Raw genomic sequence first — 17,060 nt, 5'->3', positions numbered from 1 at the left:
CGGACTCAGGCCGCATGCCAGGCTCCTTCCACCGATTGCCGTGCGCACCAGGCCGCGTGTACCGCCTCCGGTGCGTCCAGCGGCGCAGCCGGCATGCCCGCCTTGCGCCAGGCCACAGGCTTCAGGCCGGCGTTTTCCGTGGCGCGCTCTCCGCCCTCGCACAGGGCCAGCCAATGCAGCTCCTCGGGGCCGCTGCCTGCGCGCAGCATTTCGCGCCGCCCTTCCTGCACAGCCTGGGTCTGCAGCGCTTCCAGAGTGCTCTCGTCCGGCCAACGCACGCTGCGTAAAGATGCCATACGCCCGCCCTCGCGGTGCTGCACGTAGAGGCGCTGCGCCACGGCCACAGCCAGCCAGCCGTTCTGCGGCCAGACCGCCTGCCCCTGCTGCTGCGCCAACAGCAAAGGCGTATGCAACGCAATCTCGCCCCAGCGCTCCCGCATCGCCTTCCAGACCGGCTCCCAGACCGCCGGCACGGCCGTACACAGAAACGCACCCTCAGGCTGCCAGTCGCCCGTCACCATCCAGCCGCCCGGGGTCGGCCCCCAGAGCTGCTGGGCCCGGGCTGCCGCCACCGCATGCAACTCGACCAGAGAGGCCGTCTGCGCCGGCACGCTCTGCACCCAGTGCTGGGCCAGGCTGGGCGCCAGGCACACCTGCACGGGCTGCCCTGTGCCCTCGATTTCCGGCGCCAGCTTCAACACCCAGTCCCGCAAGGCGGCCGGCCCGTCCGCTCCCTCGGGCCAGGCCCAGGTCTGCCAGTTGGACGATGCAGTCCCCGGCACGCACCAGGCCACACCCTGCGCGGACACGCCCAGCACCAGGGGCAGCGTCGACGCTGCTGACTTACTGCGCCAGCGTGACACGTCGCACCTCCTCCAGAGTGGTGGCGCCCGCCCGTACCAGGTCCAGCGCCGCCTCCAGCAGCGTGCGTGTGCCGCGCTGGCGCGCGGCTTCCTTGATCTGGCGCACCGGCAGGCGCTGGATGATCATCTCGCGCAGCTCATCGTCCAGCAGCAGAAACTCTGCAATCGCACGCCGCCCGCGGAAACCCGTGCCGCGGCAGTCGCCGCAGCCCGCGCCTTTCATGAACTTCGCATCCGTCCACTGCCCGGCATCCAGGCCCAGCTTCTCGAACTCCTGAGCCTCGGGCAGGTAGGGCTGGCGGCAATGCGTGCAGTTCACCCGTACCAGGCGCTGAGCCCAGATGCCGTTGAGTGCCGACACCAGGGTGTAGGGGTCCAGGCCCATGTGCGTGAAGCGCCCGAACACGTCGAACACATTGTTCGCGTGCACCGTGGTGAGCACCAGGTGGCCCGTCAGCGCCGACTGCACCGCAATCTCGGCCGTCTCACGGTCGCGGATTTCGCCCACCATGATCTTGTCGGGGTCGTGCCGCAGGATGGAGCGCAGGCCGCGCGCAAAGGACAGGCCCTTCTTCTCGTTCACCGGTATCTGCAGAACCCCAGGCAACTGATATTCCACCGGATCTTCGATGGTGATGATCTTGTCCCGCCCGGTATAGGTCTCGGCCAGCGCGGCATAGAGCGTGGTGGTCTTGCCGGAACCCGTGGGCCCGGTCACCAGCAGCATGCCGTAGGCGGCCTCGGTCAGGGCGCGCATGGTCTTGAGCGCGACCGCATCAAAACCCAGCGCTTCCAGGCTCAGCTTGCCATGCGCTTCGATCATGGCCTGTTTGTCCAGAATCCGCACCACCGCATCCTCTCCGTGGATGCTGGGCATGATGGACACACGCAGGTCGATCAGCCGCCCCTGGGCACGCACCTGGAAGCTGCCGTCCTGCGGCACACGCCGCTCGGCGATGTCCAGCTCGGCCAGCACCTTGAGGCGCGAGATGGTCTGCTCCGCCACGGCCCGGTCCTGGATCTCCGTCACATCGTCCAGCACCCCGTCGATGCGGTAGCGCACCGCCAGGCCCATGGGCGTGGACTCCAGATGCACGTCGCTGGCCCCGGCACGCAAGGCGTCGTAGAGCGTGGAATTCACCAGCCGCACCGCTGGACTCCCCGCATCCGTGGCGCTCACCAGTGACAGCACCTCGATGCCCTGTTCCGCCTCCGTCTGGTCCGAACGCATGGCCTCCAGGCTGTCCACCGCGCGCAGAGAAGCCTCCTGCTGCGTCAGATAGGCGTGCAGGTCTTCCGGCGTGCACAGCACCTGCTGCACCGCCTGGCCCGCGGCCTGTTCCAGCTGGGCCAACACATCGCCATCAAAAGGGTCGGTCAGGGCTGCCACCCAGATGCTGGGGTCGTCGGCGCGCTGCAGCAGCACGGCACGCTGGGCCTGCGCCCGGGCCATGGGCCAGAGGTCCAGCCGCGCGGTCTGCGGCTGCAGCGCCTGGTTGTCCCAGAAAGGCAGGTCGAACTGCATCGCCAGCCAGCCCGCGGCTTCGCGCGGGTGCATCTGATGCACCTCGGCCAGCACGTCCACCAGTGGCCGGCCACTGGCCTGGGCACGCGCACGCAAGCCCTGCAGTCCATCCAGGCTGGGCGCCGCCGCCGTATCGCTCATCAGATGCTCCCCGCCAGTTCAAAGATGGGCATGTAAAGCAGCACCACGATCACCCCGATCACCAGGCCGATGGCCGCCATCAGGATGGGCTCAAACGCCTTGCTGAATTGCTCGATCCAGCGCGTGGTCTCGGTGTCGTAAAACGCCGCCGTGCGCCCCAGCATCTGGCCCATCTGCCCCGTCTGTTCGCCCACCCGCAGCATACGCAGCGAGACCGGCGTGGCCAGGCCCTGGCGTTCCAGCGCGCCAGAAAGACTTTCCCCTTGCCCCACGGCCCCGCGCGCGGCCTGCAGGCGGCTCACTGTGTCCTGAGACAGCACGGCCTCACACAACTGCATGGCCCGCATGATGGGTATGCCGCCATCAAGCAGCATGCCCAGCGTGAGGTACAGGCGCGTGAGTGTCAAGATTTCCAGGCGCTGTCGCACACCCGGCAACACCCGCAGCAGGCGGCTCCACTGGCCCGTGCGCAGCAAACGACGCGCACCCCAGACCACGGCCACCACGGCCGCCGCCAGACCGGCCACCAGCCAGAGCGCATAGTTCGCGGCGAACTGCCCCCAGGCCAGCAAGACCTGCGAAGCCCAGGGCAGGCTGCGCCCGCCGCCCTGGTAGACCGAGGCAAAACGCGGCACCACATAACCCAGCAGGAAGAGCGCCACCGCCAGGCCCACACAGAACAGGATGGAAGGATAGATGGCCGCGCTCACCACCTTGTGCTTCAGGGTGCGCAGCCGCGTTTCGTATGACACATAACGCTCCAGCGCCCGTGGCAGATCGCTCGTGCCCTCGGCGGCCTGCACCACGCCCACGAAGAGCGGCGGAAAAACGTCGCCTTGTTGCGCCAGCGCCTGCGAAAGGCGCTGCCCCTGCTGCAGGGCATCACGCAAACGCTGCAGCACGGCCTTCAGATGGCTCTGCGCCGCGCGCTCGAGCAGCGCGTCCAGCGCCTCCACCACGCTCAAGCCCGCGCTCACCAGGGCCAGCAGCTCCTGGGCGAAGAGCAACAGGTCAAAGGGTTTGCTGCGCCGCGCAGGCAGCCAGGCCCTGCCCGCCGCGGCCTTCAGGGACAGCAGTGCCAGGCCACGCGCCTGCACCAGGGTCTGCGCATGGGCAGCGTCCAAGGCCTCCAGTTCGAAGGCCTCAATCTGCTGCTGTGCGCTGAGCGCCCGCACGTCGAACTTCATGGAGGCGCCCCTCGCGCCCCGTCAATGGTTGCTGACGTCGGCCGCATCACCCGTACCTCCGGGCTGGCCGTCCTTGCCGTAGCTCAACAGATCGAAGTCGCCCTTGCTGCCCGGGCTGGTGTAGAGGTAGGGCTTGCCCCAGGGGTCGGGCGGCGCGGCTTTTTCGAGATAAGGGCCGTTCCACTTGGCGGCACGAGCGCTGTCCGCGGGGCGGTTCACCAGGGCTCCCAGGCCTTCTTCAGTGCTGGGGTAGCTACCGGTGTCGATGCGGTAAGCACCGAGGGCACGGCTGAAGGCTTCGATCTGGGACTTGGCGACGGCTTGTTCGGATTTGCCGAGTTGGCCGAAGTATTTGGGGCCGACGTAGGCGGCGAGAAGACCAATGATGGCGACAACGACCAACAACTCTAATAGCGTAAACCCACGCCCAGATCCCAAAGGTTTAAAAAGTTTATCTTCTATCTGTTCTTTCACGCCGAACTCTCCGAACTTACCATTGAAACTTAGGGCATATTTTTGAATATGAATTTCAAAAAATTCTTCATTGTCATGAAAATACCGTCACCTCGTACTAGTGACTTCATAAATATATAAAAACCTATCAACGCAAGAATAAATAAGCCGGCAATCAAAAAAATATTCCAACTTGTCAAAAGTAGATCTTTCATTGATCACCTCTAATCAGATCAAAACTGAGTCCCAATTTCTTTGAATATCTCCCACCAATGCTCAATCTCCTTTGTTGGGAGATTTTTATAGTACTCAATCGCACTAGGTTCATCAGGATCATCGATATGTTGACCAAACGGCGCCAATCCCCAAAGATTTTTTAGGGACGCATCATCGAAGTCTTCGCACAGACTCTCATCCCATTGCTGTTTTGACCTCTTAAGCGAGGAGATCCCAGAGTTAATTCGCCAAAAACCTGCAGCCTTACTGGCTGCGCCACCCTGAAAAATTAACATCGCTCCACCCGAGAGCAGCTGGAAAACGCCTCTTGCTCCGTTAAACATAGAAACACTCCCTTTCATGGGATTCCATAGCCCTAACGGATCTGAATACATTACAGGATTTCCAGAAACATAGGCAAAAGTATTTATGCCTCCATCTAATCCAATTGGATCCGTATTAATAAAAACTTTTGCGACTGGATCGTAATATCGGGCACGATAGAAATACAGCCCCGTCACCCCATCGTTTTCACGAGATGTATATTGATTTTGGCTTGCCGTCGCATCCGGCCCTACTGTATAGCTTTCTCCGTACGGACTATAGGCATAGCTATTTTCCAAGTTGGCGCTATTACTATCTTGCAGCTGCGCAATGACACTATTTAGTGCATCCGTTATGAGGATCCTGCTTTGGGCAGAATTTTTCTGTCCGGTAACGCTTAAAGTCATCCTGGCAATCGTTTCATCCAAACTTAATCCTGTCAGCAAACGATGGCTGAGATTTCCATCCCTTATTTCGCCTAGAGCCTGCAACCCCTCGTAAAGATACTGCACCGTGCTGGTTTGACCGCCTTGGTTCACAGTGTTTTGAACTCTACGGCCAAACGCGTCATAACCATAGCTGGCCGTCAACAGACTGGAACCACCCGCTCCACTCTGCTCAATCCGGATCAGCCTGTTGCTGGCATCCCATACATAAAGCGTCTGCTCACTGGTATCCGCCGCATTCTGCTTCTGCACCAGATTGCCATTGGCGTCATACGTGAGGTTGTAGGTCTTGCTCGTGCCGCCAAGGTTCAGGGTGATGGCCGTCATGCGATTGGCCGCATCGAAGACCGCCGTCATAGGCGTTTCGCCTTGTCCCGTGCCGTTGGCGTTGAGCGTGGTCCGGGCGGTGCGACGGCCATTGGCGTCGTATTCGTAGTCGATCTGCTCGATGAGCTGCTCGCCGGCCGCGCCTGCCGCCTTGAGGTATTTGATCTGGCTCAGGCGTTCCAGGCTGTCGTAGCCATAAGCCTGCGTGATCAGATCCACAGTGTTGCCAGCCTGGACCTTGCGTGCACTCAGGCGGCCCGCCGCGTCATAGCTGTAGTTGGTGCTGTGGTCCTGCCCACCGACGTTGGTGGTGTGGCCCAGCAGACGGTCGGCATTGTCCCAGCGGTAGGTCGTCACCTCCGGCGCGGCAATGCCCGTGCCACTGAGCGTGCGGCGGGTCATGCGGCCCAGGCTGTCGTACTGGTAGGCCAGGGTGTGGCTGCCAGCGGCCGTGGTGCTGGTGGTCTGGACGATACGGTCGATGGCGTCGTAGACATAGCTGTTGACGCTGCTCGCGTCACGCACTTCGCTAAGGCGGCCCGTGGCGTCGTACTGGTAGCTGACCGTGCGGTCCGGCAGCTCCAGGCTGGCGAGCTGGCCGCGCTCGTTGTAGACCAGGGCACTGAGCTGGCCCTTGCGGTTGGTCACCTTGCTCAGGCGGCCTGCGGCGTCGTACTCATAGGTCTCGCTCTGGTTGAGCGCGTCGGTCTTGCTGGTCAAGCGGCCCTTGGCGTCATAGCCATAGCGTTCGATCTGAACTCCCGCGGCGTTGCTCACGGCCGTGACCCGCCCAACGCTGTCGTAGCTCAGACTGGTGTTCTGTTGCAACGGATCAGTGGCCTGGGTGGCCTGGTCCAGCGTGTTGTACTGCAGGCTGCTGCTGTAGCCCAGGGCATCGGTGCTGCCCGTCATGCGGCCCAGCGTGTCCGTTCCCATGCGGGTCTCGTTGCCCTGGGCATCGGTGATCTGCGCCAGATCACCAGCAATGGTGTAGCCCAGGCTGACCTTGCGCTGGTTGGGCGCGATGCTGCTGGCCACACCGGACTGCACCACGGGGATGCTGCCCACATTGACCTGGGCCGGCGCCACCGCCTGGCTGACCAGGCCCTGGGCGTTGTAACTCAAGCTGCCTTGCAGGCCCACCGGGTTGGTCACATTGGTCAGGCGGCCCGCGTTGTCATAAGCGCCACTGGTGAAGACCGGCGTGTAACTCAGCTCCACCCCGCCCTGGGTGCTGGGCACACCCAGCAGGAAGCGCGTGACCTGCACGGGCTTGTTGAAGGTGGGGTCGTACATGGCCTCGATGCGCTGGCCCAGGGCGTCCACCACGGCCGTGAGGTTGCCCACGGTGTCGTATTCGTACTTGGTCTCGCGGCCCAACGGGTCGATGGACTTGGTCTTCTGCTGCTTGGCGTCGTAGACGAACTGGGTGCGCTGACCCAGGGGGTCGATGGCCTCGGTGGCCAGGCCGCGGGCGTTGAACTTGCTGCGGCGCACCTGCCCATCGGGCTGGGTGACGATGACTTCCTGCACCGTGCCGCCAAAGAAACGCCAGCCGGCGGCGCGGGTTTCTTCCGACTCCACGTCCGGGCAGGTGCCCGCCAGGGGTAGGCTGATGGTGTTGCCGCCGCTGGGCGCCAGGGTGCGCGTGGACAGGGACTGGCCGGCGCGGCAGGTGTAGTCCCAGACCCGGCCGCTGCCGCCACCGACTGGCTCCAGACCGCCCTCACCGCCCAGAACCTTGACCACACAGGCGCCGGTGCGGCGGTAGGCGAACTTCCAGGTTTCGCCGGTGGAAGTCACCTGCTTGACGACACGGTCCGTGCCATAAGTGTTGACCGTGGGCGTGTCTGAATCCGGGTAGAGGATGGAACTGAGCAGACGCATGCTGGGCGGCACGAGGTCCGCAGAACAGGCTGTCTGCGGCACCCCAGTGTCCGTGTTGACATAGAGTGGCACGGACTGGTAGGTGTATTGCGTGACGCGGTTGGCCGCGTCCGTCACCTTGTTGATGCGGCCTTCGCTGGTGTACTCATAGTCCACACGCCGTCCCGTGTGGTCTGTGACACGCGACACAAAACCGTTGGAGCCATAGCTCACGCTCAGGCCGCGGTTGGCCAGGCCGGAGACGGACAGGATGCGGCCGTTGCTCTGGCGGTTGATCAGCGTGGTGTTGCCGCTGGTGTCGATGACCTTGGTCACGAACTGCGGCGGGCCACCGCGGATCACCCCCGGGATGCCGGCAAAAGGCTCGAAGTACCAGCGTGTACCGTCCTTGAGCACGAATTCCCAGTGACCACCGGACGCAGCGCGAGCATAGCCGCCGGCATAGCGGGTGTCGTCCACCGGGCGGTACTTGCCCGTGCCGTCGTCGACCAGGTTGACGTAGATGCCACCGGGCATGACCAGGCGCTTCTGCACGCCCTCCATGGGCCAGAAGCTGATGTCGTAGCTGGACGTCCAGCCATAACCGAAGCTGGTGATGGTGCCGGCCTTGTTGTCGAAGGCGTCCATCGGGTTGTAGCGCAAGCCCATGTCGATGGGCGTCACGCCGCCGATGGACAGGCCGCTGTTGTTACGTGCCATTTCCTGGCCGGTGAACAGGTCCACCGGGTTGCCGGCGGTACCCGCAGCCTGGGCTTGGCCATCACAGGTCGGGCAAGGTTGCGGCGGCTTGGGTACCGGCGGGCAGCTCAGACTGAACAGACCGCACACACCGCAAAAGCGCGGGATACCCACGCCGGGGTCGCTGCTGACGGTCTTGCCATCCGCACTCACCGTGCCCAGGCCGGCCATCTTCCAGTCGCCCGTGCCGCCCATGGGGGAGCCGTCAAACCACCAGATCTCGACCTTCTCGCCCGGGTCCTTGTCGGCCACATTGGGCAGGGTCACGGGGATGGGCGTGCTGGGGATGCCGCCCATGGGGGTGCCGAAGTAGAGCTGGTAGGCCTCTTTCATGGGGAAGGGCGGCGCGCCCACGGGCAGCTTGTCGGGGTCGATCTTCTGCACGGCGATGCGCGTTTTCTTCACACCGTCCCAGCCGGTGATGGTGGCACCTGCGGGCAGGGTGATGGCAAAACCGGGGTAGCGCTCGTCGCTGATCTGCTGGTCTTGCGTGGCGTTGTCAATTTGCTTGAACAGCGCATCGGCCGGCGGTGGCTGGAGGATCCAGTCCGACATGGTGAGCAGCTCATTGGCCGCCAGGGTGATGTTGTAGGGCCAGATGGGGTAGAGGCTGTTAGCCGGGGTGGCGTCAAAACGCAGGGTGGTGACCCCGCTGGACAGGCCCGTGAGCGTGAAGTTGCCGCCGGCGTCGGTCACCACCTGGTTGGTGCTGGTGTCCTGGCGCACGATGATGCCGGCGATGCCGGCCCCCGTGGGGGTTACGAAGCGGCCCTTGACGCCGGTGACGTTGTCCTTGGTGACGACACGCACAGCCACCTGGCTCTCGCGCACCCAGGGCAGGCCGTTGAGTGTGGCTTCGGCACGCACGGTGATGGTGGCCTGGTTCAGGGCGGCCGCGCTGTCAGCCAGCAGGGTGAGCTTGCCGGTCTGGTAGGCACTGAGCGCGGGCGGATCGAACTGGGCCGTCACGCCTGTGGGCAGGCCGCTGGCGCTGAGCCTGGCCAGGCCCTGGTAGGCGTTGGTGCCGGTGTTGCTCATGTTCAGGACCAGGCTGGCGCTGGATCCCTGGATCACGTCCACGGTGGACGGGCTGACCTGGAAGCTGAAGTCCTGTTCGCGAATCACCGTGAAGACCGGGCTCTGGGCTGAGCCCAGGCTGTTGCTCACGGTGATGGGGCCGCTTTGCGCCGTTTCGGGCACCAGGACCTTGAGTTCAATGGCCGTGCCGGACTGCACGATGGCCGGCACATTGCCGGCAAAGGCCACGGTGTTGGCGCTGGCCGGCGAGACAAAACCCTCACCGATAAGCGTGACCACGCTGCCCACGGTGCCGCTGGTGGGCGCCAAGCCGCTGATGACGATGGCCGTGGGTATGGGCGGCGTGGCGGTGAAGCTGAGCTGGCCCGGCGCAAAGGGCACGGCCGAGGCGCTGAGCGCCACGGTACCGGCGCTGGCGGCCTGGACATTGAAGGTGACGCTGGTCAGGCCGGGGTTGATGGTGACGCTGGACGGGTACTGCAGCGTGGCCGTGCCGCTGCTGCTGAGGTTGACGGTGTAGGGCGTGGCACCCGCGGCATAAGGCGCGGTGATGCTGACGGCCACCGTCTCACCCACCACCAGAGCCGTCTTGGCGGCCGACATGGCCAGCGGTGCCGGGCTGCCGACCGTCACACTGGCCTGGTCGACGACAGCACTGGGTGTGGGATTGCCGTAGGTGGGTGCCACGGTCTGGCTGGCGCTGAGCACGGTCTCGCCCTGCTGCAGGGCCGTCACGCGGCCTTGGGCGCTGACGCTGGCCAGTGCCGCATCGGCCACCGCCCAGCTGGTGTTGGGATCGTTGCTGATGTTGCGGGTGCTGCCGTCGGAATAGGTGCCCGTGGCCTGCACTTCGGTGCTCTGGCCGGGCGTGAGGCTGACACTGGACGGTGTGAGCGTGATGCCCATGATTTCGGGGGCCACCACATTGACCACCACCTGGGCCGTGCTGCCGTTGAGGCTGGCCACCACGGTAGACTGCCCTAGCGTCAACGCGGTCATGGGTACGTCGATGGCGAGCACACCCGCAGGCACCGTCACCTGGGCCGGCAGGCCCAGCGCCCCGGTGTTGCTGTTGCTCAGACTGACGAGGGCTGGTTCCTGCGCCGCACGGTCCAGCGTGAGGCGCAGCTGCCCCAGCTTGCCCTTGGGCAGATCCTGGGTGGCCGGCAGCAGGCTGGCCAATACCGGCGGTGGCGGTGTGATGGTGACCGGCACCGTCGTGCTCGCGCCGTTGAGGGTGACCGTGAACTGGGTGCTGCCCTCGGCCAGCGCCTGCACGCTGACTTCTGCCTCGATCTGGCCGGCAGAGATCAACAAGGTCTCGGGCACCTGCAACAGGGCCGGGTGGGCGGCGGCCAGGTCGACCGTGACGTCTTCGTTCTGTACGGCGTTCAGGCGCACCGTGACGGCACCGCTGGCACCCTGCTGCAAGCCCAGGGGACTGGGCAGCACCGAGGCCAGGGCTGCAGGTTGCGGGGTCACGACGACCGTGGCACTCTGGCTCGTGCCGTTGAGGCTGGCCATCACCTGCGCCTGCCCCACGGCTAAAGCGCTGACCTGGAACTCGACCTGATTCTGTCCGGCCGGCACGTTGACGGTGGCCGGCACCTGCACCGTACCGGCAGGCTGGGCAGAAAGTGCCACGGTGGTGACTGTGCTTTGCGCGCTGTTGAGCTGGACCGTCAGCGTGCCGCTGGCACCGACGATGAGTGTGCTGCTGGCGGGCGTGAGCGCCGCGACGGCCGCGGGCACGGGCGTGACCTGCACGGCCGCCTCCACGGTGCTGCCACCCAGCGTCGCGGCCACCAAGGTGTTGCCCACCTCCAGCGCAGTGACATTGAAGCTGGCCTGCATGGCGCCAGCCGGGACGGTGAGGCTGGCGAGCATGCTGACGATGCCGCCGGTACGTGCTTGCAGGGCAACCACCGTATCGGCGCTCTGCGCTGCCGAGAGCTGCACGGTCAGCTGGGCCGTGCTGCCCTTGGTCAGCACACTGGTGGCGGGCAGCAGGGATGTGACCGACACCGTGGCCGGCACCACACGGACGATGGCCGATGCACGAGAAGGACGGTGCGTGCCCGGCAAGGTGGCCGTGACATAGGCCAGGCCCGTGGCCTGGCCCTGCACGGCAAAGTTGGCAGTGGTCTGCCCGGCCGGGACGATGACGTTGGCAGGCACGCCGAGCTTGGCCGCATCCGAACTGGCCAGGGGAACCGTGGTGTCCTGCTCCTGGCTGGGCGCAATGCGCACCTGGAGCTGGCCGCTGGCGCCTTGCTGCACAGCGCTGTAGATGGGGCGCAGCGACACGACGCGCGGCGGCACCGGCGACACGTTGACAGCGACGCTGCGCGCGCTGCCGTTGAGGCTGGCCGTGAGCGTGGTCTGACCGACCCCTTTGCCCTGCACCGGAATGGCCACCTGGGATTGCCCCGCTCCATAGGCCACGCTGCCGGGCACGCCGGCGACATTCGTATCCGCGCTGCTGAGCGTCACCGCACCGGCCACGGAAGGCGTGGGGCTGAGCGTGGCACTCAGCACCCCGCTCTTGCCATTGGTCAACGCCAGCGGATTGGGCGCCAGGCCGCTGAGCGTGGAAGGTACGACGGGAATCTGGCCCGCCTGGATCTGGTAATTGATGCGGACCGGCGCCGTGCCGTTGACCTTCACAAGGATGAGGTTGGGCGCGCCCGTGCGCAGGCGTACGCTTCTCTGAAAAGTGGGAATGGGCGCCCCTTGCGCCGTGAAAACGTTGCCGGTGCTGACGACTTTCTCGAAGTTGACCCAGATCTCGACCGAGGCGCTCTTGTCATGGGGCCACTGCGTCGAGTTGTTGTTGACGGAAATATAGAAGGGACCGTTGACGTGGCGACCGACCAGGAAGCCGTCGATGTCGGCATACGAAGCGGCACCACGCCCCGTGGGCGTGATGGACGCGCTCTGCGGGCCGTAGATCGTGGTCTGCGCCGCAACCTGGGCAGCCCCCAGAAGGAGCAGCACCGCCCCCCAGCCCTGCAGCCGACGCAGCAGCGCCCGCACCTTACTGCTTGTGATCCACGACATATCGCGCCTATCCCTGAGTGTGAAGATCGCAGGTCCAGCGCACGCGTACCGCGGCTTGCTTGGCACACGGCATACGAGGCAGGCCTCCCAGCCCGCCCCGGTCAAGCGCTTAGACCATGCTCACTTTCTGTTCTGATACCAAATGCCTGTAATTGCCCGAGCGCCGCGGCTTAGCCCGCGAAGCCCACTTGCTGCAACACGGACATGGGCACCATGTATTCCTTGCCGCTGACCGTGATGAGCTTGGCCTGGCCCGGGCCACCCAGGGTGGCAATGAGCTGAACCTTTTCGACCCGTTCGTTCTGGGCGAAGACCGACAGCGCATCCCCCATGGCGACGACCACGGTGTAGGTGGTGGTGGCTTGAAGGGTGCTGGGGCCTTGGGGCAACGTCAACGTCACACTGGCCGTGCCTGCGGCCGTAGTGCCAGAAATGGCGGCAGTCCGGTCACCCGAAGGTATCCCATAGGCCGGGATCAGCTTCCAGTCAATCGTATTTCCTGTCGGCACATTGACGGTTTCAAACGTCACTGTGACCGGGTTGACCACATCTGCCGGCAAAACCACGTCAGCATTACCCGTAGGATTGGCCGGAACAGCCACACCCGCAATCGTGGCAATGCGCAGCGAAGGCATGTTGGCCAGGAAGACGGGACCGGGTACGTCTGTTGTGTATGCCGGGGTTGTGGTGCCGCTGTAGGTCAGTGCTTCGGCTTCAATACGGATGCGACCGACTGAACTGCGGAAATAGTTGCAGTTCATGTTGCTGTTGATAGAACCGGTAACGGCTTGCGGACAACCGAAGTTCGCGGTGATCGAGCCGGCACCAGTCACACTGGTCGCAACGATGCGTACAGCACCGCCCGAACCGCCGCCACCAGAACCACCCGAATTGGTACCCGCAACGGCACCCCCATATCCAGCCGAAGCGCCGATACTGCCAGTCAGTGTAACGGTGCCTGAACTGGCAATCAGCAAGGCGCCACCACCACCGCCGCCGCCAGACCCAGGGAAATTGGCGCCGCCACGGCCGCCGCCGCCGCCAGAACCGCCGATCAAAGGCTGCAATATGGCTGAACCGTATGCCTTGCCGGAAGCAGGCGACGCCGCACTACACCAGGAATACCCACCATATTGGTAGCTGTACTGCTCAAGACCGGCTTGTGCATATCCAGCAGACCCGCCGATATAACGGTAATGACGAGCATCAGGGCTACAACCATCAGGCCCTTCAATCCCACCCAAGCCCCCACCAGGCCCCAGACCTGCACCACCTCGGATGACAGCCGGTGTCTGCACCAGATCATCACGCCCACCTCGACCACCGTCGTATCCGCCTGGACCACCCTCACCCGGCACACCGTCATCGGCGACCACCCCATCCCCTGCCGTGCCCGTAGCAGCAGCAGTTTTCCCGTTAATGTCAATTGCGCCAGCAATCGTCACATTACCGCTGGCCAGCAGATACACCGGCGTATTCAGCGCGTTACGCCTGAACTTGACCGTCACACCTGTCGGAATATTGATCGTGGTGTAGTTCAGCACACCGGAAGGCGGAAGCTGGATCTCGGTATTGACCGTCGGAGACAGCGCCCCATCGGCACCGGTGCTGCCGCTGTTGAAAGCGTGCGCCCCAAAGGCGGTGAACGCGAGAGTCAGCGCCGCCATGAGAGCCTGCGGACGCAAACCGAACCCGGTGCGGGTGCGGGTGGAAGTGGACTTAAACATGGCGATCCTCCTGAGCGAATTGGAAAAAGCAATGGGTAAAACAGAGATGGGTGCAGCGCCGGTTGCAAGAGGCACGTGCGCGTCGTTGGAAATAGGTGTCTTCATGGTGTTGCCCTCGTCATTGCGGCGAAACGATGGTGATGGTGTTGGCCGGGACGGCCTCGGAACCGGTCAGCCCGCCAGGCACGCGCAGACGCACCACACGGCTACCGATAGCTGCGGTCGCATCAATGCGAACACTGACAGAGAGCAATTCACCGAACGCGTCTGAACCCCACTGCACCGAGCCAAACTGGACACCTGCACCAGGTTCGGTAAACAGCTCATAGACATCCTTGAGCCCTTCACCACGCGCGGTGAAGGTATAGCTCTTGCCCTGCTCCAGCACGATGGGCGAAACCGATTCAAGCAAAGTCGGCAAGGCACCCACATTGAATTGCAGCGGTGCAGCAGGAACGGTGGTGAACCGGCTCGTGACGCCATTGACCGTCTGACTCAAGGCCACGCCATAGCGCCCGGCAGGCACGCCACTTGCGACCGTGACGGGAACTGTCAACAGCGTCCCTTGCGAATTGACCGTCCAGGTGCCGAAGGTAATGCCGGCATGGCCCAGTGAAGTGATGGCGCTGGTCTTGTCCAGGCCCACACCCTGCACTGTGAGCGTCGAAGTGGTGCCGATGAGGAAGCCGTCAGGCGTGGCCGGTGCAGTACCCGTCACAAACCCGCCCACTGACACGCCCACATGGGCCCCATCTACGATCCGGCTATCCGTGACGGGGACGAGCGGTGCCTCGACGACCACACCGACCAGCGAGGCCGACACCAGCAAGCTGCTGGCCGCAGGTTCCGTCGTGCCCGAACCCACCAGCAAGCCCACAGCCGGTGCGCTGATGTCCGCATAGGTGGCACCCACCTGCTGGGCCACCTGCACGGTGTTGGCAGCCATGGCCACATTGCTGGACTCACCTCCAGCAGCCACCACGATCACGGTACGCGGACCGGTCGTCGCCGAAGCCGTGGCCGTCACAGGCACCGTGAGCAATGTACCGTCTGCATTGGCGGTGATGGTGGCATTGGCGGTGACAGCCAAGCCTTCGGCCGGTTCGAAACGTACACCCAGCACATCGCGGAAGTTTTTGCCGCGCAGGGTCAGCGTGGCACTCGTGCCAGCCTTGATGACCTGGGGCGCCGTGGCAATGATTTCCGGTGCAGGCGCAGCCACCAGGAAGCTGTTCTCGGCGTCGCGCACGAAGGGGATCCGACCCGTTGCCGTCTGCAGCACGAGCTTGCGCGCAACCTTGGCCGCTGTGGCATCCACCGTGATGGGCAGGGTCAGCACCGTCCCTTCCGGGTTCACGCTAAAAGCGGAAGCGGTGATGCCATCGGGCGTCAGCAGACTGACCGACTGCACGGCCTGCAAGCCGACACCTGTGACCGTCAGGTTGAGCGAGGTGCCCACCACGGCCACCTTGGGCGTGACGCTGTAAGCCGCACCACCAACCACCACTCCCAGGGAGGGCGAGGCGACCGGACCAATGGACTGATTGGGCGTGGCCGTCGATCCATCACCCACCATGATGCCCACGACCGGCGCGAAGACAGGGCCCAGCGTGCCGTTGATCTGGCTCACTATGTTGAACTGGTTGGCCGCGTTGAACTCGGCACTGCTTTGACCGGACGGCGTGGTGATCTGAACCACACGCGGGCCCAGGGCAGCCAGGGGATACAGCTGAACCGTAGCCGTGAGTTCTGTCCCGGTCGCGTTGATCACCGGCTGCGGATCGATGGCCACATCAATGCCGGGCAGCAAAGCCAGACGACCGTTCTGCAGATGACGACCGCGGACCTTGAGCTGCAGCAAAGTACCGGCCTTGGCGTACAGCGGTTCAATGGAGAAAATTTCGGGCTGGCCGGAGGTCAGCATCAATTGGGATGCAGCTGCCGGAACGAATGGCAGCACCCTACCGCTCGCATCCTTGACCACGACACCACGCCCACCAGGTGTGGCATTGGCGGCAACATCCAGCGTTGCGGAAATCTGCGAACCATCCGATGCAATGACCGGGGTACCCAAAGTCAGCCCCGTCGACGGCAATACCGACAGAGTGGCGCCAGCAGGTATGCCGCGGCCACTCACCACCAGGTTCTGCACTTGCCCCACAGGCATGCCGGCCGGGGTGATGCCGGTCAGCACCGGACCTACGGCAACACCGACAAGCGGCGCACTAAACAAGGCTGAAGTCGTGTTGGACGGCGGCTGCGTCGCCGAACCCACGACCAGGCCAACTGGCATCGCCTGACTGGTGTTGACGCCCCTGAAATCAGCCGTGATGAACACCGGCACGGTCGTCGACACCAGGGTGGAGGATGTGAGCTGCAGCGAAGTAAAGCCTGCGACCTTGGGCGTTACGCTGACCTGCACGGACGACTGCCCCGGGGTTATCGTGACCGAGGCAGGAGAAATCGTCGCCTTGCTCGTGTCGCTCATGGCCAGGTTGATGATGTGCGACACCACATCGGAGCTCGACAGGCGCAAGGTGATGTTGCGTGTCGTGTTGTCTGGCGGCAAAGCCAGAGGGGAAGGCTCCACCGAAAGTACAGGCAGTACTGGCGCCACCGTGATGGCGATGGATGCAGTGCCCTGCGCATTGCTGAAGCTCAGGGTCTGCGCACCAACAGGAACCGCCTGATCGGCAATGAGATCGGCCTGGATCTGGGTCGCAGCCTGCCGGACGTTGAGCAGATCCAAACCTGGATCCGATGAGCGCAAACTGCCGACCTGCAGACGCTGGCCGGTGATCAGCAGGCTCTTGCTCTCACCGCGTCGGATGATGCTGGGGGCCACCGTGCTCAGGACGGGAACCAGTCCCGATGCTGCGCCGGCACCCGTTACGGAAATGAGGTTGCCCGCCGCGTCGTAAGTGTATTCGGTGACCAAGCCTGCGCTGTCGACGTACTGAACGAGACGCCCCAGCGGGTCGTAGCTGTACCGTTCAACAACGGCATGTGCAGGGAAAGAATAGACGCTGGCTGCAATGCAAACGAAGAGAGCCAGTAGGCTCCATGCGCTGGACAGCAACAACGTTTGCAATCTGGCAAAAAGCCGCAGCAAAATACATCCTCCCGTT

General features: G+C 64.0%; 7 protein-coding genes. All 7 read right to left on the bottom strand.

What is annotated here, in order from left to right; genetic code table 11:
• Positions 1-5: 5 nt before the first annotated feature.
• The 7 genes from HTY51_RS03890 to HTY51_RS03860 all read right to left on the bottom strand — a co-directional run bounded on the left by HTY51_RS03890 (position 6) and on the right by HTY51_RS03860 (position 17,044).
• Complete coding sequence (locus tag HTY51_RS03890; protein WP_174251498.1) at positions 6-863, bottom strand: hypothetical protein; 858 nt, start codon at positions 861-863, stop codon at positions 6-8.
• Positions 844-2,529 carry a GspE/PulE family protein gene (locus HTY51_RS03885; protein WP_174251497.1) on the bottom strand — a complete coding sequence of 562 codons (1,686 nt, stop codon included), beginning with the start codon at positions 2,527-2,529 and terminating at the stop codon, positions 844-846. Before HTY51_RS03885 ends, HTY51_RS03890 begins: the two co-directional genes overlap by 20 nt.
• Positions 2,529-3,716: a type II secretion system F family protein gene (locus tag HTY51_RS03880; protein WP_174251496.1), complete on the bottom strand. Its 1,188-nt coding sequence runs from the start codon at positions 3,714-3,716 to the stop codon at positions 2,529-2,531. Before HTY51_RS03880 ends, HTY51_RS03885 begins: the two co-directional genes overlap by 1 nt.
• Before the next feature lie 21 nt (positions 3,717-3,737).
• On the bottom strand, positions 3,738-4,121 hold the full coding sequence (gene gspG / locus HTY51_RS03875; RefSeq protein WP_371733855.1) for a type II secretion system major pseudopilin GspG: 384 nt from the start codon (positions 4,119-4,121) through the stop codon (positions 3,738-3,740).
• Positions 4,122-4,402: 281 nt separating this feature from the next.
• Positions 4,403-12,205 (bottom strand): RHS repeat-associated core domain-containing protein, encoded by a 7,803-nt coding sequence (locus tag HTY51_RS03870; RefSeq protein ID WP_174251495.1) that lies wholly within the window; start codon positions 12,203-12,205, stop codon positions 4,403-4,405.
• Positions 12,206-12,375: 170 nt separating this feature from the next.
• Entirely contained in the window at positions 12,376-14,037 is a 1,662-nt protein-coding gene (locus HTY51_RS03865; protein ID WP_174251494.1) for a hypothetical protein, read from the bottom strand.
• Between the two features lie 13 nt (positions 14,038-14,050).
• Positions 14,051-17,044: an RHS repeat domain-containing protein gene (locus HTY51_RS03860; protein ID WP_174251493.1), complete on the bottom strand. Its 2,994-nt coding sequence runs from the start codon at positions 17,042-17,044 to the stop codon at positions 14,051-14,053.
• Positions 17,045-17,060 lie beyond the last annotated feature (16 nt).

The sequence above is a fragment of the Rhodoferax sp. BAB1 genome, assembly GCF_013334205.1.
Lineage (GTDB): Bacteria > Pseudomonadota > Gammaproteobacteria > Burkholderiales > Burkholderiaceae_C > Hylemonella.
The sequence above is the reverse complement of the archived record's forward strand: the minus strand, read 5'-3'. Positions and strand labels throughout refer to the sequence as shown.